Raw genomic sequence first — 20444 nt, forward strand, 5'->3', positions numbered from 1 at the left:
CGCCGCGCTAGCCTTGATACGGGAGCCCTAGACAATATCAAGGCTACTGAAAAGATCGTACAGCTGGTGAGATTTATAGGGTTTAGGTAAGTAGGCGTTCATACCGGCTTCAAAACAATCTTTGATGTCTTCTTCTAGAACACTGGCGGTTAAAGCTATGATGGGTAATGGTGTGACTTGTTGATCGGCTTCCCACTGACGTATCGCACGAGTCGCCGTTATGCCATCCATAACAGGCATCATGCAGTCCATTAAGACTGCATCAAACTGAGCACCCTGGGTGATGACATCCACCGCTTCTTGGCCATTACTGGCAATCAAATATTCATAACCCGCTTGCTCAAGGAAGAAGCTCGCTATTTTTTGATTCATCAGATTGTCTTCAACGATCAAAATGCGTCGATTCAGAGAGCGAACTTCTTCATCTTTTGCTTCCACTTGAGGCGTTTGCTCTTCGCCCACATCGAGAGATTGTAAGCTGGTTAAGAAACGTCGGCCCAAGAATGGCAAGGTATGAGTCGAGTGGACCGTTTCTCTGATTAGGTTGGTTTTAAATAGGTGATGCTGACAAACGATGACGCGAGCAAGAGGATATATCACCTTCAACGTCGCAAGATCTTTTTCCATAGAGTGGTGCAAGGTATGACAATAAAGTATGAAGTCACTTTCTTTTACACTTTCACTAAGGGCAGCAATGGATGACACCACATTGGCTCGAACATTCAAACGCTCACACTCTTTAACGAGCTGATCGAGGTAATTGAAAGAGTTCGAGATGATGGTCGCTCGGCTCAGGTTATCGAAAGTTTGAACAGGCGCTTCTACAACATCGACATACAAACAAAAAGTGAATGTAGAGCCCTCTCCTTTCACTGAACGCGCGGTAATGTAACCACCCATCAGATCAACAAGCTGTCGACAAATCGCAAGCCCTAACCCCGTACCGCCAAATTGACGGGTAATGCTGCCATCTTCTTGAGTGAAAGGTTCAAATATGGACTCTAACTTCTCGGGCTCAATCCCAATCCCGGTATCAGACACGCTGCATTCAAGCTTGCCCCTGCCCATAGACATAGGTGTATAAGCAATGTCAGTTGTAATTGTGCCCTTAGACGTAAATTTGATGGCATTAGAAAGCAGATTGGTCAGCACCTGTCTCACGCGGTACTCATCGAAAAACAGTTGTGACGGCGTTTGATAATCGATATTGATGTCGAGCTCAATATCCTTACTTATCGCTTTCGACTGAATCACACTCACAGAGTCATAAACCGCTTCTCGCAAATCAGCATTGTGTGGTGACAACATCAAGTTACCCGACTCGATTTTAGACAGGTCGAGTATGTCATTCAGCAGCACCAGTAAAGAGTGAGAGGACGATTCGATATCCCCCAGTACTTCTTGTTGATTTGGGCTCAGTTGGCTTTGAGATAAGATCTCAGCCATGCCAATGATCCCGTTAAGTGGCGTGCGTATTTCATGTGACATATTTGCTAAGAATGCGCTTTTGGCTTTGTTAGCCGAAATCGCGTCTTCTTTTGCTGTTATCAACTCTTTGTTGTGCAGATAGTTGCGTTCCATCACTCGATTTAGGGTTTCAGTGAACTCGGCAAGCTCATCGTTCCCTTGGATACGAATCACCTTTGGCTGGCCGTAGCTATCAGCGCATTCCGACACACCTTTCAAGATAATCGACAGGTTTCTGTTTAAGCGCAGAGATGTCGCAACCCCAAGCCACATCAAAACACCAGAAGCGATGAGTATAAGCAACGTCATGACCAAGGTTTGCCTTTTCTGCAACGCGATATTCTTGGTCAGTTCAAACTGTATTTGATTGGTGTAAGCGCCAATCGCGTTTGAAATAGCCCGTTTTTTAACCTCTAAGCTTTTCAAGTGTTGATATATTTCGGGTGATGAAAAGTCCCCTTTGAGGATTCGAGATATAAATTTGTCTTGAAAATCATCTTTGGCGACCGCGTTTAGCAGTTGCCTAATTTCAGGTGAACGAGTATCAGAGCGGAAAAATGTATCAAGCAACTGTTGCTGCCTCTCTAGCGCACCTACATAGCTCAATAAATATTGATTTCTTAGCTCGGGCGAGCGATACAAACTGAAGCTTAACCACGCTTCTCTCTGAGTCCAAAACACATAATGCGTAAGATTGATAAACATCGCTTCCGCTTGACCAATATTGGCATCGACTAAAGCCATGCGATATTCGGACAGCTCCATCAGCACGTCTTTTAACAAGTCGAAAGCGCGCTCTGTCAATTTTCTGCTGTCTGTCGTTTCAGGTGTACTAGCTAGGATCATCAACAACTTTTTCAATTCAGCTAACTGAGGGTCAATACTCCAATTGCTGTCGAACCGTTGAAGTCGCATTCCATACTGAGTCAGTCTATCCAGTTCTGATTGCAGTGTTAAAAGCAACTGACCTTTCTCAGGGGAATCATTAGACAGCACCAACCATCGATAAGCATCACTTGAAACCGTATTAAAAAATTGAAGCGCTTCGACCTTAATACGCGTTGTTTCAAGGTGATTCATCTTCTCATCGTTCTTAAGCACTTCATTCACTGTAAACCCGAACATAATGAGTACAGAAACCGTGGAAAGAAAAATAAGACGCCATCTAATTGACATATTTATCATTTTTATAACGACTCCCTTCCCGAAAGTAATTTACCTAGCCCAAATTAAGAATAGGACATTAACAGGGGGTTATTGATCAAATTGGATATGAACAAATGATACTCTGAGCCCAGAACGAAAAATTAGAATCAACAGGCATCCAAAACAGGGCTTTAAAGCGGAGGAGTCTGCTTTACTAAGTGAGATTGAGACAAGCCGATTTTAGACAAGTGAACGTTACGTGAGAGAGGTCTACTCGAGGAGGTTTCTACAAATGAGATGTAAGCAAGCGAGGTTTTAGTGAGCAAAATGTAAACAAAAGACGTTTTATCCAGTTATTATCACCGGCATAACAAGTACACATCCACATTCTGCGGCTCAACTAGACTGTGAATAATGACTCTGCGTGCTAACAAAGTGGATAGTTAGGTTAAAATTGTGACATCCAATCGTTTGCGTGATGCACTTTTCACACTCAAGCTAGGCTTATTCAAAGGTCAAACATCAATACTCGTTAATTCCCTTATTTATCGTTTACTGTTTACGTGTAACTTGAGCTAACGATCACACCTTTAATGAACACTATGACTTTTATTACATATAATATTTTGATTTGAGTATTTTTTGGCGAAAAATAAGTGCTACAGATTGTTAAAGTCAATAGTCTTTATCGACACTAAAAACTTGATTTATGGCTAATATAAAGCCAACTTACAGATAATTTGTCTGCATTTATTTTTCCTAGCAGAATAACCCGTCGTACCTTACAATCCTGCCACATAAAAATTACAAGTTGCACACAAGGCATATCAAGCACATTTAAGTGGCAATATAGACCACAGCCTGATGCCTCAAATCCCCTATGCTGATTGGCTTCCCTACAACCGCCATGAATGCAGAAACTTAACGTGAAAGGTCCCGAGTAAAGATGAGTCCCGAAAAGCACCTCCTAGACTGGCAAACTAGTCAAACTATTGCTGAATCCATCGCTCCAACTTTAGGTCAGTTATACCGTCAAAAAGGCGTAGAAGTTATCCTCTTTGGTAAGACCCTGGTTAACGCGACAACTATCGACATCATCAAAGCTCACCGTATCGCAAAACGTTACACTGGTTCTCCTCTTACAGCAGAACAGACTCAACCAATCATTCAACACCTTCTCTCTATGGACTTGTCTCCATGTCGTATTGATGTTGGTCGCCTTGCCCATGCATTCTGGCAAGATCGCGAAGACACTCACGGGTTGGATGATTTCCTACAAACTGCACTTGTAGAATCGCTTCAAGGCGATGCAATGACAGAACCTCGTGACGTTGTATTGTACGGTTTTGGTCGTATTGGCCGACTGCTAACTCGTCTGTTGATCGAGAAAAGTGGCCCGGGGTACCCACTGCGTTTACGTGCAATCGTTGTACGCGGCGGCAAAGATGGCGACCTAGAAAAACGTGCAAGCCTGCTTCGTCGTGACTCTGTACACGGCCAATTCAACGGCAGCATTGTTGTAGACCAAGAACGCAAAGCGATCATCGTTAACGGTAACTTCATCCAAGTTATCTACGCAAACAAACCAGAAGAAGTGGATTACACGGCTTACGGTGTTGAAAATGCACTTGTGGTTGATAACACAGGCGTATGGCGTGACGCGGAAGGCCTGAGCCAACACGTTGCGTGTAACGGTGCGAAGAAAGTGCTACTGACTGCACCTGGTAAAGGCGACATCAAGAACGTGGTATTTGGTGTGAATGAAAATGTTATTCAGCCAGAAGACACCATCATCTCTGCAGCAAGCTGTACTACTAACGCAATCACGCCAGTATTGAAAGCGGTTCACGACAAGTTTGGCGTGCTGTCTGGTCACATCGAAACGGTGCACTCATTTACCAATGATCAAAACCTAATCGATAACTTCCACTCGGGTGATCGTCGTGGTCGTGCTGCATCATTGAACATGGTACTGACATCGACTGGCGCTGCTAAAGCAGTATCAAAAGCGATGCCGGAAATGGAAGGTAAGCTAACAGGTAATGCGATTCGCGTTCCTACGCCAAACGTTTCAATGGCAGTTGCGAACCTAAACCTTGAGAAAGGCACAAACAAAGAAGAGTTGAACGAGTACCTGCGTAAAATGGCGCTGTCTTCTGCTTTGTCTGCACAAATTGATTACACAGACTCGACTGAGATTGTATCTACCGACTTGGTTGGCTCTCGTCACCCAGGTGTGGTTGACGGTGTGGCGACTATCGCACAAGACAACCGTGCCGTGCTGTACATTTGGTACGATAACGAGTTTGGCTACAGCTGCCAAGTTGTTCACTGTATGGAACAGATGATGGGTGTACGCTACAAGACATACCCAGAAGTTTAATTAACTTCGCTCTTGTAGATACGTCCATCGCAACAAGCTCCACAACATAATAACTATATCTGCGAAGTCTGTATGGACTTCGCAACCCCTTTTGTTTTACTCCCCCGTATAAACAAGAGGGTTGCCACTTAGATCTGCTCTCTCTAACTGATCTAGGTGGCCTTTTTACATCTAGCGCCCTAACTTTTATCGCTATAATAAGATCTTGTCTTCATCACTCTTGCACAGCTTTACGTCTGTTATAACTCAACCTCAACATCTGACTGAATCGAGCTTGAACATGCAAGCACGTAGCCCTGTTCAATCTGCTCTGGCGTCAATGTTTCTTGGCTGCTTGATTCCACAGATCCTTTGGTCACTTTGCATTTACACGAACCACAAATCCCACTACGACAAGCGATAATAATTGGAACGCCTGCTTTTTCTAATGAATCCGCCAATGGTGTGCCAGTTTCCGCTTCAACTTCAGCGCCGAACGCAGGCACAAATACCTTAACAGCACTATTCGTATCGTCAGCAATTTCGGCGTTTGACGCTTCTGATTGAGCATCCTGAGTAGCAGGAGTAAAGCTCTCTTGATAGAAGTTATCCATGTTGAACTCAAGCTCTTTCAGATAACTCTCAATATCTTGCATGAAGCCGACAGGCCCACACAGGTAAACCGTTCTATCTAAGATATCTGGGCTCAGTTTCACCAACCAGTTTTTATCTAAACGACCTTGAGGGGCGGTTGTTCCTTCGTTGTCTTTTAACAGCAGTTTTAAGTTGAAATTCGCATGTGATTCATCGAGCTGATGAAGTTCTTGAAAGTAGATAGTCTCAAGCTTGTTGCGTGCCATGTGGACGAAATCAATCTCAATGTCACTGTCACTGTCTTGAGACAGCCAATATTTTACCATCGCCATTACGGGTGTAATGCCACAGCCCGCACTCACTAGCGTTACTTTCTTTGTTGCCGTTGGCATGCAATCAATACAGTTAAACGAACCTGCCGGCTTCAACACAGAAACCTCGTCACCTTCATCAAGCTCATCAACAATAAAGTTCGAAACCAAGCCACCTTCCACACGCTTGACCGTCAACTTCAGGCGGTTATCTTCGGGGCAAGAAGCCACGGAATAAGCACGGTAATCCGTTTTCGTCGGCATATCTAAACCCAAGGTGATGAACTGACCGGGCTTAAAATTGAAATGTAAATCTTGTGGAATACTGCCAAGCTCAAAGCTGACCGTATCTGGCGTCTCGTGCCATTTCTTTAAACACACTAAATTGATTGAATCGCTATCCGACCATGCATACATAGTTCACACACCTCACTGATACTAAAGAATTAAATCTAAAAAGCCCCGCCGCTGCACGTTCCTAGAGAACAGCAACAACGGAGCTTGGGAGTGGGCTTAGATTAAGCCGCTAAGATTGTTTTAAGATCTTGCTCTGGCGTTGAGATAGAACGCATATCGAACTCGTCTTGAATAATCTTTAGTAGGTTTTCAGTTAGGAATGCAGGCGCTGTTGGGCCTGTGTAGATACCTTTCACACCCAGTGCGAACAGAGTAAGCAGGATAACGATCGCTTTTTGCTCGAACCAAGAAAGAACAAGTGTTAGTGGTAGTTCGTTGATGCCACAATCAAACTCTTGAGACAGCGCAAGAGCAAGCTGAATCGCTGAGTATGCATCGTTACATTGGCCAACATCGAGCAGACGTGGAATACCGTTAATGTCGCCGAATTGGTTTTTGTTGAAACGGAATTTACCACATGCCAATGTCAGGATTACTGAATCTTCTGGCGCTTGAGCTGTGAAATCTGTGTAGTAGCTACGTTCAGATTTGTCGCCGTCACAACCACCCACTAGGAAGAAGTGTTTGATGTTGCCTTCTTTCACTTGTTCAACAACCGCAGGCGCTGCTTCCATCAAGGCGTTACGACCAAAACCGACAGTGATCATTTGCTCGATCTCGTCATGCTTAAAGCCTTCTTGCGCAAGAGCACAATCGATCACTGCACTGAAATCGTCACCTTCAAGGTGAGCAACACCCGGCCAGCCTACGATGCTACGCGTAAATAGGCGGTCAGCGTACGAGCCCACATCTGGGTTAAGCAGACAGTTAGATGTCATTACGATCGCACCTGGGAAGTTCGCAAATTCTTTTTGCTGGTTCTGCCAAGCGCTGCCGTAGTTACCCGCAAGGTGTGGGTACTTGTTTAGTTCAGGGTAGCCGTGTGCAGGTAGCATCTCACCGTTGGTGTAAACGTTAATGCCCTTGCCTTCCGTTTGTTGAAGGATCTTTTCTAGATCATGCAGGTCGTGACCAGAAACAAGGATACAGTGACCTCGCTTCGTCTTCACATTCACGGTTGTTGGTTGAGGGTGACCGAAGGTATCTGTCTCGCCTTTATCCAACATTTCCATGACCTTGTAGTTCATTAAGCCGATCTGCATAGACGTATCTAACAGTTGTTTTAGGTCTGATGGATCTGTACCTAGGAACGCCATGATTTCATGGTATTCAGCGAAAATAGCATTATCAGTTTGACCAAGAACACGTGCGTGCTCCATGTAAGCTGCTGCACCTTTTAGACCGTATAGGCAAAGAAGGCGAAGACCAATCACATCTTCGTGTTGAGAGTCGTGACCACGGTTTACCGCCGCTTGAGGGGCAAGCGCCAATAGCTCTGAAGAGTCCGTTGGAAGGTCGAATTGAGCAGCAGCAGAAAGCGCTGGGATCTCAAAACCAATCAATGTCGCTGCCGCGCGAACCTGTTGCTCTAAACGCTGCTTGAATTCATGGGACTGTTGTGCGAATTCGATGATACGAGCAGGGTCGAAGTTAACGTTGGTTAGTGTTGCGAAAAACGCTTTTGGCGCCCACTCGTCGATTTCAGTATCAATAACATCACACGCACGGCCCAAATTGGCCCAAAAAGAAACACCTTGAAGAGAATGCACCAACACGTCTTGAAGGTCGGATACTTCCGAAGTTTTACCACACATACCTTGTGCGAAAGAACAGCCTTTTACGGTTGGGGTTTGAATTGTTTGTTCACATTGAATACAGAACATATAAGGGCTCCAGTAATTTTTATTAACTGTAAGTACTTTGCTTACAGTGACTTATTCCAACCCCTATAGAGCATCAAGCGTGCCAACTTTTAACATATTGATTTTATTAAACTTAGTTTTATTCCATGTTTTTAGTGCGTGATTATGACTACATATAAACTCCCTAACAGCACACATCCGTGTCATAGTGACTCTCAGAGATTTATTAACGGCGTTCATGTTTCGTTCAGAATAGAAGCGATAAAGTAACAACATAGAAAAAGAGGAATGAATATGAAAAATATATTAGTTACGATTGTTGCATTGTTTACTGGCCTTTTGGCGTTATTCACAAGCTTGATCCTTGCTATTCCTTTAGCTATTGCAGCTTTAATTACTGGCAAGCGCATTCAGAATCAAATGAAGAAACAAGGTTTCGCAGCTCATATGAACACTCGTCAGTCATCAACCAATGATGCCGGTGTTATTGAAGGTGAATACGAAGACCTTTCAAGCAAAAAGTAACCTAAACTTTAGTTTCAGACATAGTGAAAGCACAACAGAGACAAGATTACATAATGCAAAGAAAGCCCCTCCTAGCATTGCTGGCCTTAACGACTTTAAGTCTCGTTGGTTGTTCCAACGAGACACCGATACCCGCTTACGAAACATCTCCAGACTTGCCTAGCTATCAGCAAGACAGCTTTGATGCCTACGTCAATGACACACAAGATTGGTTATTGAAAAACCGCGTGTTCATGACGGAAGACAAGCAACTCGAGATCCAACTCAATTCACCAACCGAGTATCAACCAACCTCGCCAAACGGCAAGGCGGTATTATTGGTTCATGGATTAGGCGACTCACCTTACTCATTTAAAGACATCGCTACCCATTTGGCAGAGCAAGGTTACTTAGTGAGAACCGTATTACTTCCGGGTCACGGCAGTCGCGTGGGTGATTTAATGCAGCCGAGCCTAGAAGATTGGCAAGGTGTGGTGGCTCATCATACGAAGTTACTTGAGCAAGAGTATGATTCTGTTTGGCTAGGCGGCTATTCAACCGGCGCGAACCTCGTGACTTCTCAGGCGATGAACGATCCAAAGATCTCTGGGTTACTGCTGTTCTCACCTGCGTTTCAACCGAGCTCGTCTGCCGTTCAATACGCGGGACTAGCAAGCTACTTTGTCACTTGGGCGGATCAAGATCCTGAAGACAATGTGTTGCGTTACAACTCGTTGCCAATGAATGGTGCATCGGTTTACTACGAGACATCAGAAGTCGTACGTGGTGACTTACAAGATAAACACTTCGATAAACCAGTTTTTATTATGATGAGTGAAGGCGACAGCGTGATTGACACCAGTTTCGTTCAACAAGCGTTTACTGAATCGATGCCCAACCCAAACAATGTGTTGATCTGGCAAGGAGAGACGACTCTCGAGGATCCTCGCGCTGTTCAGTACAGCATGAAGATCCCAGAGCAACGCATCTCGAACGGCTCTCACATGGGCTTACTGTTCTCACCAAACAACCCTTATTACGGAATCAATGGTAGCGAGAAGATTTGCTCCAATGGTCAGGCAGAAGGGTTTGAAGAACAATGCAATGCAACCAGTGAGGTTTGGTACTCAGCTTGGGGCTATCGTGAAGAAGGGAAGAACCATGCGCGTTTGACCTACAACCCCTACTTCTCAGACTCGATGGCGAAGCTAGATGCCGTACTGAACTCTGAAGGCTAATAAGCTCAAGTCTTCCAAAAGCTAATCCAGAGAAATCAAAAAGGCTCACTAGATAACGTCTAGTGAGCCTTTTTTAATGAGTGTCGTTTCTGGTGAACGTCTAGGGTCTGTTGACCTTTAGAGCTGATTTTTGCAGCACTTTGTGGGAAATTTCTACAAGGCAGAGGCTTTGAAGTGTAGCTAGCCTATATGAGAAGCCGATAACGCAGTAGAAATGAACCACAAAGGCTGCCCGAAGGGTTCGGCTAGAATCGTTTTATGCTTTGTTAAGAAGTATTAACTTAGAATGACTAGGCTACATACTCCTTGCTGCGCCTAAAACGATTCTATCTCGAACAAAATTTAACCACTAAAAGTTAACAGACCCTAGTTACTTATTCTTATCACGCACTGCTATATCGTCCACACCACGCGAACAGCAAGCAAGATCAACACCACGCCAGATAGTCGATCAATCAACTGAGCTTTCGAGCGAATACGTTCAACAATCAACGGGCTAGACAGTACCAAGGTGATAAAGGTGTACCAAAGACCGTCGACAATCAGCGGTGTTGAGACAATGATAACCTGATTGGTCAGTTCATTACCTAGCGCAACAAATTGGCTAAACAGAGCGATGAAGAACAACGCGATCTTTGGGCTCAAGATAGAGATCAAGAAAGCCTCACGAGCAGACTGCATGTAACTCATCTTCTCACCTGCTTCTAATTTCGCGGCAACACCACCTTTCGAACGCAACGCGTTTACGCCGAGATAAAGCAGATAAGCAGCACCCGCTAAACTAATACCTTTAAACAACATTGGGGATTGCTCAAGCACAACAGCTAAACCAACAATGGTTGCGAACGCATAAATACCGATGCCAGCAGCGTGTGACCAAGCTGCGATAAGCCCGTTCATACGTCCACCAGCCAAACTGTGTTTAGCGATCATCGCCAAGCTTGGGCCCGGAGACATTGCACCCAACAAGCAAATCGCTAATAAAGAAAACCAAATTGTTACTGTCATCATTCCATTCCTAATAAAATAAAGCGTTCCAGCTGCACGCTCTACGCTTAATACTCAATACTTGGCACTTACCATAATTCGCAGGAGGTATTATTTGAAATCAAAGATTATCATCACACCTATGATTTCAAGTCATACTGATATTGTAACTCGACTTTTGCATGGCTTGGAATGCTTTTTCTCGCGCCCATTTGTGGGCAGAGTCGTTGTCATATTTAGGGTGCCACATTAACCAATAGGTATGCATTTCCGTATCAAATGGCAACGAAAAGTAGGTAGTATCGAGGTGTCGACCTAGGTTATAGGCGATATGTTCTGGCACGATCATCAAGTAGTCGTCTTGCATTAACACAGTACCTGCGGATGAAAAGAACGGGACCTGCAAAGCTACTCTTCGCTTCAGCCCTTGCTTCTTCAATGCTATGTCCGCGTAGCTGTCTTTATCTCCACCACCCGTCACTTTGATGTGAGAGTAGTGAACAATATCTTCTGCACTTAAAACCGCTTGCTGAGCCAATGGGTGCGACTTGCGCATCAAACACACCGACTTATCTTCGCCAAGTTTGATGCTTGAAACATGTTCAGGCTTTGTGGGAAACATACTGGAAGCCAAGTGAATACCCGACTCGTTCAGTGCTTCAAGGTAGTTTGGCTGCCACAGGCGATAAGCCAAATTGATGTTCGGCGCTTCAGCAGACACCTCTGCCACAATCACAGGAAGAATATACTGAGCGACATAATCACTCGAGGACAACACCAATTCACCTTGCCAGTCTTGCGGCTCGAAGGGTTTATCATCTAACAGGTGGTCAAACTCGCCAAGCAGGTCGTCGAGTTTGCCTTTAAGCAGAAGTGCGCGGTTGGTCGGCACCAGTTTGTTGCCATCACGGACCAGTAAAGGGTCACCACACAAATCTCGTAACTGGCTGAGCTGACGGCTCACCGCGGATTGTGTGATATGCAAACGTTGGGCGGCACGGCTCACATGACACTCTTCAAGAAGTACATGCAGTGAACGCAGTAGGTTTAAGTTGATATTGCCTAACATGAATGCACCGTCGCATTCTGTTTGTTGAAAAACTCGGTCAAAACCGTATGAGTCATTAAGTGGCGAAGATCCGGGTAACTTTGCAGCTGATCGCGAACTAGGTTCAAGCTCTCCATGCTTTCCACTTCCACGTACAACATCATATCTGTCTCACCGCTAATAGAGTGGCACCATTGCACCTCATCAATACTCTGGATTTGTTTCGCGTAAGACTCACAACTATGGTCACTACTCGACATGTCGAATTTCAGCAAAATATAAGCGCACACATTCTTCGTTTGGTTGGGTTCTGCCACTTGAGCGCAGTAGCCCGTAATCACTTTGTCGCTTTCCAGTTTCTTGATTCTGGCGTTCACCGCTGAGCGCGAGAGGCTGACATCTCGGGCGATATCGCTCACTGAGCATCGTGCATTGGTTTTGAGAATATCCAAAATCTGGCGATCAAATTTATCCATGCTTCTGATTCTTTTCATTTATTGTTCTATTTATAACGCCTAATTTGACACAACTTTCCTACTTATAACAGCCATTCTGACAGCCGACACTTTCACACTGAATCGGATTAATACCGTTAAAATGACGGTGTCTTACGACGTTTCGCTAGCTGTATTATTGATGTCAACAATGTATGCTCTCAATCATAACTTCTCACACACCAGAAGAAAGTTACTGGAAGACCGTGACCAGAATCAAATAGCTAGGAGAGCGAATGACACAACTCAAACAAGAAATCACGCTTATTTCAGGAATCGGACAACTCTCGACGACCTTGCTAGGCACTGGATTATTTATGATCCCTGCGATCGCAGCAGGCATTGCAGGACAGTTGTCTCTTCTCGCTTGGTTAATCCTGTTTATCGCTATTTGCCCGATTGCACTGACCTTCGCATCATTAGGAAAACGCTACCCGAATGCAGGTGGTACTGCCTATTTTGTGCGCCAGGCGTTTAGCGAGCGATTAGAAACAAGCGTGGCGTGGTTGTTTGTGAGTGTTATTCCTGTCGGTATTCCAGCGGCCATTGCACTGGCTGGCGGCTTTGCTCAACAACTATTTCCTTCTCCACTCGACACACCGCTTGGTGCTCAGTCCTTTACCGTAGCCCTGCTGATTGCCGTCAACTTGATGGGCAGTAAATCTTCTGGCCGCCTACAAACCGTAATCGCGTTGTCGATTTTCGCCTTAGTTAGCACTTTTGTTTGGAAAGCCGATATCACGATAGCCGATGTTGCTCTTCCTGCTATCTCGTCCGATTCGATGTGGTCTATCGGCGCAGCTTTGGCTGTTATGTTTTGGTGCTTTGTCGGAATAGAAGCTTTTGCTCACATGGGAGAGGAGTTCAAAAATCCACAACGTGACTTCCCAATCGCCATCATTGCAGGCTGTTTTATTGCGGGGTTAGTGTACTGGGCTTGTTCCGTGGTGATTCTTAAACTGGGGGCTTACGGCTCACCTGAATTTGATGCCGCATCCATCCCGTGGGTAACAGAACAACTGTTTGGCAATGGCTTCAAAACGATCATCAGTGTACTTGGTTTCTTTGCTTGTTTTGCTAGCCTAAACCTTTACACACAAAGCCTATCACGAATGATCTGGGCTCAAGCTCGACAACACACTCCGACAAGTAGAATGGCTCAATTGAACAGCCGCGGCGTACCACTTTACCCAACATTAGCAATTGGCTTTATCGCGCTTGTCTCGTGTGTGATTGGTGAGTTGTCTAACTTGGACCTCGAGTTCTTTCTCAAGCTCGCCAACGGTATTTTTGTTCTGGTTTATCTGCTCGCGATGTTAGCCGCTTGCCGATTACTGACTGGCGCATCTAGATACACCGCCATGCTCTCACTGGTCATCTGTACCTTGGTGTTTATTTGTTTAAGCTGGTCGATGCTCTATGCTGTCACTATTTTTGTGACATTGTCACTCCCTTGGCGTAAGTGGCTAGGTAAAGGTAAAACCGTTTCTGTCGACAAGTTATAACTCGATTAATGATGAATCGACAAACTGTAAGCAAGCCCTACCAATATTACTGATAAAAAAGCCGAGCGATCTGTTTGATCTTCGGCTTTATGTCAGCCAAACGGATATTTCCAAACCCCAAAACCGCACCACTCCAATCACGAACATCACTTGATCCATATTCATAAAAGTCAAAAGGACGAATGATGATATTTTCAAGCTCTGCTCTACGGCTCCACTCATGTTCAGATATTCCGTTGTACCACTTCACCGTTACATGTAGTCCTGCCGCCTGACTGATCACTTCAAGATCACCGTTAAACTCGCTTTCAATCGCTTCTATCATCGCTTCATACTTGAGTTTGTATGACCGACGCATCTTTCTAATATGACGCAGCAAGTCGCCTTCTCGAACAAAATCCGCCAAAGCTTCTTGTGTATGAGACGCCGTGTCTCCAGTGAGCGCATCTTTAATCTCAAGACACTTCACCACCAGACTTTCTGGCACCACTAAGTAGCCTAAACGAAGTCCGTTGAACATGACTTTGCTCAGCGAACCAACATAAATGATTCGGTCATCAAACCCGAGTTTACCCGCTAAGCCTTGCATACTGGTGTAAGGGCGATGTGCAAACTGAAACTCACTGTCGTAGTCATCTTCAATAATCCAAGACTGATTTTTGTTGGCCCAATCGATTAGCTTGAGGCGTTGCTCGGTATTAAGTGTTGTGCCCATTGGGTATTGATTGCTTGGAGTGACATACAGAGCCTTAGCATTACTGGAGAGCACTTTTTCAATATCAATACCGACCTTTTCACGGACACTTACGCCATCTAACTCTAACCTCAACAGATCGATAATTTTATGCACTTGTCGATAGCCGGGCTCTTCCACAAGGATTTTGTCGCCCATCGCTAACGTCGCCATCAAACCGATTGAGATAGCTTGCTGAGCACCTGCGGTTATGATGATTCTGTCAGCACTACAGTGAACCGAGCGACTGCTTGCAAGATACCCACTCAACGCTCCCCTCAAGGCTGAGCTTCCCTGAACCTCTTGATTGCCCGCAATGTTCTGACGTGTAGAGTGACGTTGCAGCAACCTCTGCCATTTCGCAAAAGGGAACGCATCTAAGTCAGGAACTCCGGGGGCAAAGCTACGGTTAATGTCGTTCGGTGTCGCTATGTTTGCACTCGGTTTACTGACTGTTTGTTTGACCTTCGGATCCTGAATACTGTTTGGCTTAGACAAACTTAGAAAGTGTTCTGGTTGTTCAACCGAGACATAAAACCCTGAGCCTTGCTTACTCTCGATATAGCCTTCCGTGACCAGTTGTTCGTACGCGTAAATCACCGTATTTCGACTCACCGATAACTCGACAGCCAACTTACGTGTTGAAGGTAACTTACTGCCCTTGCTCCATAAATCTTGAACGATCTTCTCTCTTATCGCGTGGAACAAGGCGGTTTGACGCGTGCCGTGTTGTTCGTCTAACTGTAGATCACCGACATCGATAGGCTGCATAACTGGATCCAAATAGTGTTTAAAAGTGGCTCTATTTAATAGACCAGTTAATCGCTACATTAATCAAAAGGCAATGATTAAGGAGCGATTATGTTATCTAACACGAAAAGAACCACGATTAAAAAAGGGGCTCACAAAGCCGTATTTGAACAAGAGAAACTGCACCAAATTATTGATGAGAGCTTAATCGCACACATTGCATTGCAGGGCGAACAAGGACCAATGGTCATCCCGATGCTCGCGTGGCGAGTGGGTGATATAGTCTACATTCATGGAGCTAAAAACAGTCGCCTACTAAAAGGACTAAAAAAGGGAGAACCAACCTGTTTAACGTTCACCTTGTTCGATGGTTGGGTGCTGGCTCGTTCGGCATTTCATCATAGTGCGCATTATCGTTCTGCTGTGGTATTGGGGTCATTTTCAGTCATCGATGACAATCAAGAAAAGGATCGCTTGTTGAATATCTTTATTGAGCAAATCGCACCGGGCAGAACCGATGAAGTGAGGCTCAGTAATGAAAAAGAACTCACTGCGACCGAGTTGTTGGCGATACCTTTAACAGAAGCTTCCGTGAAGATTGGTAAACATGGAGTGAATGATGATAAAGCCGATATGGACATTCCAGTTTGGGCTGGCGTATTACCCTATAGAACTGTTGTTGGGCCGTTAGAAACCGTTCCAGAACAAGAAGGCATCATTGAAACACCAGATTACCAACAAGCTTATGGTGAACGCTGGTATCAGAATTAACACTCGAAGATGGTGAACTTGATAAAATTGTATACAATCTGAATTACAAAAATTTAACATGACTCAATAATGTAATCAGACGATGAAAACGAACAAGGATATTCTGCCGTTTCAAGGCTTGCTCAATGGCATTGGGCAAGTCTATTTCACACCGTCTATCATGACGTCGACTTTGCTGTTGCTTGCCATTTCTATTGAGTCACTGGCGCTGGCTTTTCTTACCTTACTTGGCGCCAGTTGCAGCTATGCATTAGCTTTCTATGGCTATATGTACACCAACACCAACACCAACACCAACAAGTCAGTTGACGACATTGATAGTGGAATGTACGCGCTAAATGGCGCTTTGATTGGTTTATTTATCGGTAACTTTTTTGGTGTGACACCATTATTGGCTTTAGTGACTGCGTTAGGTGCATTACTCACGGTGCCGATTGCCCACGTCGTATTCAGTTTTGAGAAATATCGCGGTTACACTAGCGCCTTTATCCTCACCACTTGGCTGATTTATATTATCCAATCAACCTTTGAGCTGTCAGCGTTTTCTGCACCTGATTCCGCACTGATGCCACTCATCAGTATTGAGGCTAACTCGTGGTTCAACCTGCCGACAGTGGTGATCCCGTTGTTAAAAGGGATAAGCCAAGTCAGCTTCATCGAAAATGCGTTGTCGGGGCTCGTTATCTTAGTCGCCATCGCACTCAACAATATCAAGCATGCCATTTGGGTTATGCTCGCAGTAATAATTAGCACCGTATTTAGCGGGTTGATTGGCGCTTCTAACGAACTGGTAGCCCAAGGTCTTTACGGGTACAACGCCATTCTTGCCACTTTAGCACTTGTGCCCTATCCGCGAATCCGTTGGCCGTTAATCCTATTAGGCATGCTGTTAAGCTGTCTCATCACACTTGGTTTTCATGAACTGTCACTGTTACCACTCACCGCCCCTTTCATTTTGAGTACTTGGGGGATGGTTTACTTGTCCAGCCTGATCCATAAACGAACCATAAGTTAGCTCTGAATAGTTACAGGCCAGTTTTTAGGCGCTCAACATATTGCTTGGGTGTCAAACCTCGATGTTTCTTAAACATCCGATTAAAGCTCGCGACATTGGTATAGCCGAGCCTCGTCGCGACTTTATCTATTGGCACTGAATACATCAACAACTCCACCGCCACATTACTTAACGCATAGCCCATAATGGTAGAAAAGTTGATGCCTAAGTTATGCAATCGACGTTGAAATTGCTGTTCAGATAACCCAAGCAAACTCGACACTTTATGCAGTGTTGGCAGGCCGAAATGGCGACTGTAATTGATCATCTCATAGGTCACCTTATGCTCATCCGCGGCATCAGGCATGTTGAGGTAATTATCTAAGTCATGAAAGTTCATTGCCAAGCTCATCTTGCCGCTAGAAGGGGCTTGATTGCTCGATAACCTCGACTGGCTTGGTATCCAGATTTCAGTTCGTGGCTGGCCCCACTGAATATTGCACCCAAAATACTCTTGATAGAGTTGAGTGTTCTCGCGATAACCTGCGATAGAGACGGCTGCGGGAGTAAAGTCGTCTCCCAAGTAACGCCTTAATATCTTCATCATAAAGATGGCAACTCGAATTGAGTCATGAACTTTACCCACCTCAGTATAAGCAGGATTGTCGTAGCACCATTTGATGAAATTACCGACTTGAGCGCCATATAGAAAAGCCCCGGACTGCAAACAGTGCAACCCGATGTTAACTCGGCGTATAGACGACGCCAGATCGTGCCCCGAGAAAAACCAGTTAGAGAGAGGACCTAGCCTTTCAATATCCACTCTATCAGCCAGCTTCAAGATAATATCGGAATCACCGGTTTGTTGTTCAAGTAAGCCATACCATTTGTCCACTTCACTTACGGGGATAAGGTTCATCGGGTTATTAAACACCGATTTAGGAATACCTAATTGCTCAGTATTCACAGCCTTATTAGTCGTTGCGTATTGGTAAATACCCAAAATACCCAATGCTCTTAAGAAGTTACAATTGTTCATTAGCCACCATACTTAGAAGTCACTATTACAGATCAAATCATAATGACATCATTATTAAAGTAATTGGTAAATTATCAACTTCTAAATCTGATATCAATAACACTCGGTGCTCAATTTAACCTAGGGTATATCAATGAGTTTAGTTAGTGTCCCATTTGTCGGAACAGGCGCAGATACCGCACTACACGTAGTTGCAGGCGTAGTGTTAGTCGCAACCATCGCTGCTGCATGTTACGGCTTCTGGCGTGTGCATGAATTACCAATCAACAAGGCTCACAGTAAAGAGCATCAACAACTCGGTTTGATCACCGCATTAACATGGATTGGTTTTGTATGGCACTGGGTATGGGTACTAGCAGTAATTTTGGCCTTCGTTGATATGGAAAAAGCCATCATCAATCTAAGAGACACATGGAAGTCACCGACCACAACCAAGGAGCAAACAACTTCCGACAAGCAAGATGAGGAGAGCCAAACATGTTAGAAGGCTTGGCAATTTGGGCACTGTTCATTTACTTACTCAGACTTGTTGGTATGCCTTGGAACAAAGGCACCAAGGCGTTTGCGTACCTAGGGGGTACATCTTGGTTGCTGTTTGTATGGGTTGGCCTACTCAATTTTACTCCGATGGATCTATCGGGAGGCTCAGTGGTTCAGTCTCCACATATTCAGCTGCGTCCCGATTCAACTAATGTGTCGGGAAAAACTTCCAAAGTCCACATCGACCCAAACCAGGATGTGACTGAAGGACAGCTAATTTACGAAATTGATGACACTAAATATGTCATCGCAAGAGACAAAGCCAGCGTTCAACTTGAGTCTGCAGAGGTCGCTTTAGACACAGCTCGTCAAGAAGTGAGCATTGCAAAAGTCAGCTATCAATCGGCGCTTGAAGACATCAAAGCTTCAGTCGCACAAATAGATTCGGCTAAAACAGACTTAGTACTGCAGTCAAAGACGCTTGATCGTTACCAGAAGCAAAACAAAGTGGTAGAACATACGATCACTGAAACTGACATCGACCAACAAACAGCAAAGGTAGACTTAGCGACGTATAACGTTACGACATTGGAATCTCAGCTTAGCAAGAAAGAAGTCGATGCCGAGAATGCGAAGTTGAACATCCACAAAGCTGAAACCAATGTGAGCAAGAAGCAAACTGAGGTCGATTCAGCAAAGGCAACACTGGCACAAGCACAATGGGACTTGAACAGCACCAAAGTCACGGCACCGACTGACGGCTTTGTAACGAACTTTATTCTTCGTGAAGGTCAGCGTGTTTCAATGATGCCTCGTATCCAGATGTATACCGAAGAGAAGTACGTGCTGATGCGAGTTAACCACCAAGCGATTCGTAATATTAAGGTCGGTCAACCTGCGGAATTTGCGACAGCGGTATACCCAGGAAAAGTGTTCTCTGCAACCGTAGAAGGCATTGTAGAAGCCACTGGTGAAGCGCAAGCAAGTTTGCTGGGTATCGATGAGCAGGTTCGTGTTACCACAGGCAAAAACCTTCAGAACAAGCACCACTTTGTTCGTTTAAAAATTGATGAGGCAGAGGGTTACGATATTCCTGTTGGCTCTGTCGGATTAGCGTGGGTAAGCGGTGAGAAGCCTATCAGCTTTATGGCGTTCCTAGACGTAATACGGGGGATCATCATTAGAATGAAGTCTCAACTGTACTTCTTTTACTCCATCTAATACTTCCTATTGGTGAAACAATACCCAAGCCCGTGCGCTCTTAGATCGCACGGGCTTTTTGTTTATTTCACCATTCGTCGCCAGAAAGAACACAAACCCGAAAAACGAATAAACACTCTAAAGTTGCAAATCGCAATTGCATTTTGCAACTGGGTATTTCAAAAACGCAAATTAAACGCTCAAATACGCACCAGATTGCTATAAAACTGCCGTTTTACGTGGTTTTAAAAGTTGGCACACTAACTGCAATGTATATATTGACCCTTCTTAAGCCGAGGGTCACCTAGCCAACTGACGTTGTTAGTGAACCTATTCTTGTTCACAAAATATATAGGCCAATTGCGATTATTGCGATTGGCTATTTTTTTGCCTGCAGTTTGGCCAACCGCCCTCTTTTTCGATACAGACACCCATTCAGACGTATAATAATAAGCATTCATAGCCAACCAAGAACAGCAGATAACCAACGCATTATAGAAAACGTTTTCTATTTGTTTTTTTTAAATAAAGACAGAAAATAACCCTATGTTTTACGAGATAATTACTGCAATAACTGGTTTTTATGGGCAATTATTGACAAAATTAGCATTGACTATGTGATTTATATCACCATAATGCGCAAGTTTGCCTGCAATACGGCG

The 20444-nt window shown here is 44.6% G+C and carries 16 protein-coding genes; 8 read left to right on the forward strand and 8 right to left on the reverse strand.

Annotated features, from left to right (window positions below; translation table 11 throughout):
* Positions 1-27: 27 nt before the first annotated feature.
* Entirely contained in the window at positions 28-2592 is a 2565-nt protein-coding gene (locus tag AB4138_RS01405) for an ATP-binding protein (RefSeq protein WP_372138947.1), read from the reverse strand.
* Positions 2593-3559: 967 nt separating this feature from the next.
* On the opposite strand from AB4138_RS01405, the gene AB4138_RS01410 reads away from it, so the two are divergent.
* Positions 3560-4996: a glyceraldehyde-3-phosphate dehydrogenase gene (locus tag AB4138_RS01410; protein WP_372138910.1), complete on the forward strand. Its 1437-nt coding sequence runs from the start codon at positions 3560-3562 to the stop codon at positions 4994-4996.
* A gap of 239 nt (positions 4997-5235) precedes the next feature.
* Here AB4138_RS01410 and AB4138_RS01415 read toward each other — a convergent pair whose 3' ends face one another.
* Both AB4138_RS01415 and hcp read right to left on the reverse strand, forming a co-directional pair.
* Entirely contained in the window at positions 5236-6297 is a 1062-nt protein-coding gene (locus tag AB4138_RS01415) for a hybrid-cluster NAD(P)-dependent oxidoreductase (protein ID WP_136982710.1), read from the reverse strand.
* A 101-nt stretch (positions 6298-6398) separates the two neighbouring features.
* Entirely contained in the window at positions 6399-8060 is a 1662-nt protein-coding gene (hcp, locus tag AB4138_RS01420) for a hydroxylamine reductase (protein WP_017068651.1), read from the reverse strand.
* A gap of 273 nt (positions 8061-8333) precedes the next feature.
* On the opposite strand from hcp, the gene AB4138_RS01425 reads away from it, so the two are divergent.
* Positions 8334-8564 carry a hypothetical protein gene (locus AB4138_RS01425; protein ID WP_017061777.1) on the forward strand — a complete coding sequence of 77 codons (231 nt, stop codon included), beginning with the start codon at positions 8334-8336 and terminating at the stop codon, positions 8562-8564.
* 53 nt (positions 8565-8617) lie between these two features.
* Entirely contained in the window at positions 8618-9781 is a 1164-nt protein-coding gene (locus tag AB4138_RS01430) for an alpha/beta hydrolase (protein ID WP_372138909.1), read from the forward strand.
* Between the two features lie 393 nt (positions 9782-10174).
* On the opposite strand, the gene AB4138_RS01435 is transcribed toward AB4138_RS01430, so the two are convergent.
* The 3 genes from AB4138_RS01435 to AB4138_RS01445 all read right to left on the reverse strand — a co-directional run bounded on the left by AB4138_RS01435 (position 10175) and on the right by AB4138_RS01445 (position 12292).
* Complete coding sequence (locus AB4138_RS01435) at positions 10175-10789, reverse strand: LysE family translocator (protein WP_017061779.1); 615 nt, start codon at positions 10787-10789, stop codon at positions 10175-10177.
* A 127-nt stretch (positions 10790-10916) separates the two neighbouring features.
* Positions 10917-11837, reverse strand: a complete 921-nt coding sequence (locus tag AB4138_RS01440) for a LysR family transcriptional regulator (protein ID WP_017070979.1) — start codon at positions 11835-11837, stop codon at positions 10917-10919.
* On the reverse strand, positions 11831-12292 hold the full coding sequence (locus AB4138_RS01445; protein WP_372138908.1) for an Lrp/AsnC family transcriptional regulator: 462 nt from the start codon (positions 12290-12292) through the stop codon (positions 11831-11833). The genes AB4138_RS01440 and AB4138_RS01445 overlap by 7 nt, the downstream gene beginning before the upstream one ends.
* Positions 12293-12546: 254 nt before the next feature.
* Here AB4138_RS01445 and yjeH point away from each other — a divergent pair, with 254 nt between their 5' ends.
* Positions 12547-13815, forward strand: a complete 1269-nt coding sequence (yjeH, locus tag AB4138_RS01450) for an L-methionine/branched-chain amino acid transporter (protein WP_372138906.1) — start codon at positions 12547-12549, stop codon at positions 13813-13815.
* Positions 13816-13861: 46 nt separating this feature from the next.
* Here the strand turns inward: yjeH and AB4138_RS01455 are convergent, their stop codons facing one another.
* A complete protein-coding gene (locus AB4138_RS01455) occupies positions 13862-15319 on the reverse strand; it encodes a PLP-dependent aminotransferase family protein (RefSeq protein WP_372304752.1) in 1458 nt (485 codons plus the stop codon).
* A 90-nt stretch (positions 15320-15409) separates the two neighbouring features.
* Between AB4138_RS01455 and AB4138_RS01460 the strand changes: the two genes are divergently transcribed.
* Both AB4138_RS01460 and AB4138_RS01465 read left to right on the forward strand, forming a co-directional pair.
* Entirely contained in the window at positions 15410-16069 is a 660-nt protein-coding gene (locus AB4138_RS01460) for a pyridoxamine 5'-phosphate oxidase family protein (RefSeq protein ID WP_017061784.1), read from the forward strand.
* Positions 16070-16151: 82 nt separating this feature from the next.
* On the forward strand, positions 16152-17084 hold the full coding sequence (locus AB4138_RS01465; protein WP_372304756.1) for an urea transporter: 933 nt from the start codon (positions 16152-16154) through the stop codon (positions 17082-17084).
* Positions 17085-17094: 10 nt separating this feature from the next.
* On the opposite strand, the gene AB4138_RS01470 is transcribed toward AB4138_RS01465, so the two are convergent.
* Positions 17095-18102, reverse strand: coding sequence for an AraC family transcriptional regulator (locus AB4138_RS01470; RefSeq protein ID WP_017061786.1), 1008 nt, complete (start codon positions 18100-18102; stop codon positions 17095-17097).
* 133 nt (positions 18103-18235) lie between these two features.
* Between AB4138_RS01470 and AB4138_RS01475 the strand changes: the two genes are divergently transcribed.
* Together AB4138_RS01475 and AB4138_RS01480 are read left to right on the forward strand one after the other, a co-directional pair.
* The gene (locus AB4138_RS01475) at positions 18236-18586 is read left to right on the forward strand and encodes an MFS transporter (protein ID WP_017066493.1); all 351 of its coding nucleotides are present in this window, start codon (positions 18236-18238) and stop codon (positions 18584-18586) included.
* Positions 18580-19803, forward strand: a complete 1224-nt coding sequence (locus AB4138_RS01480; RefSeq protein ID WP_017066494.1) for an HlyD family secretion protein — start codon at positions 18580-18582, stop codon at positions 19801-19803. Before AB4138_RS01475 ends, AB4138_RS01480 begins: the two co-directional genes overlap by 7 nt.
* The last annotated feature ends 641 nt before the right edge of the window (positions 19804-20444 follow it).

The organism is Vibrio sp. 10N.286.52.C3 (assembly GCF_041468865.1).
GTDB lineage: Bacteria > Pseudomonadota > Gammaproteobacteria > Enterobacterales > Vibrionaceae > Vibrio > Vibrio crassostreae_C.

What these genes read in the sequence shown, in the direction of transcription:
- AB4138_RS01430 (WP_372138909.1), top strand. Translation starts at nt 8,618, where the DNA reads ATGCAAAGAAAGCCCCTCCTAGCATTGCTGGCCTTAACGACTTTAAGT.
- AB4138_RS01435 (WP_017061779.1), bottom strand. Translation starts at nt 10,789, where the DNA reads ATGACAGTAACAATTTGGTTTTCTTTATTAGCGATTTGCTTGTTGGGT.
- yjeH (WP_372138906.1), top strand. Translation starts at nt 12,547, where the DNA reads ATGACACAACTCAAACAAGAAATCACGCTTATTTCAGGAATCGGACAA.
- hcp (WP_017068651.1), bottom strand. Translation starts at nt 8,060, where the DNA reads ATGTTCTGTATTCAATGTGAACAAACAATTCAAACCCCAACCGTAAAA.
- AB4138_RS01445 (WP_372138908.1), bottom strand. Translation starts at nt 12,292, where the DNA reads ATGGATAAATTTGATCGCCAGATTTTGGATATTCTCAAAACCAATGCA.
- AB4138_RS01440 (WP_017070979.1), bottom strand. Translation starts at nt 11,837, where the DNA reads ATGTTAGGCAATATCAACTTAAACCTACTGCGTTCACTGCATGTACTT.
- AB4138_RS01475 (WP_017066493.1), top strand. Translation starts at nt 18,236, where the DNA reads ATGAGTTTAGTTAGTGTCCCATTTGTCGGAACAGGCGCAGATACCGCA.
- AB4138_RS01410 (WP_372138910.1), top strand. Translation starts at nt 3,560, where the DNA reads ATGAGTCCCGAAAAGCACCTCCTAGACTGGCAAACTAGTCAAACTATT.
- AB4138_RS01415 (WP_136982710.1), bottom strand. Translation starts at nt 6,297, where the DNA reads ATGTATGCATGGTCGGATAGCGATTCAATCAATTTAGTGTGTTTAAAG.
- AB4138_RS01425 (WP_017061777.1), top strand. Translation starts at nt 8,334, where the DNA reads ATGAAAAATATATTAGTTACGATTGTTGCATTGTTTACTGGCCTTTTG.
- AB4138_RS01480 (WP_017066494.1), top strand. Translation starts at nt 18,580, where the DNA reads ATGTTAGAAGGCTTGGCAATTTGGGCACTGTTCATTTACTTACTCAGA.
- AB4138_RS01470 (WP_017061786.1), bottom strand. Translation starts at nt 18,102, where the DNA reads ATGAACAATTGTAACTTCTTAAGAGCATTGGGTATTTTGGGTATTTAC.
- AB4138_RS01455 (WP_372304752.1), bottom strand. Translation starts at nt 15,319, where the DNA reads ATGCAGCCTATCGATGTCGGTGATCTACAGTTAGACGAACAACACGGC.
- AB4138_RS01405 (WP_372138947.1), bottom strand. Translation starts at nt 2,592, where the DNA reads ATGTTCGGGTTTACAGTGAATGAAGTGCTTAAGAACGATGAGAAGATG.
- AB4138_RS01465 (WP_372304756.1), top strand. Translation starts at nt 16,152, where the DNA reads ATGAAAACGAACAAGGATATTCTGCCGTTTCAAGGCTTGCTCAATGGC.
- AB4138_RS01460 (WP_017061784.1), top strand. Translation starts at nt 15,410, where the DNA reads ATGTTATCTAACACGAAAAGAACCACGATTAAAAAAGGGGCTCACAAA.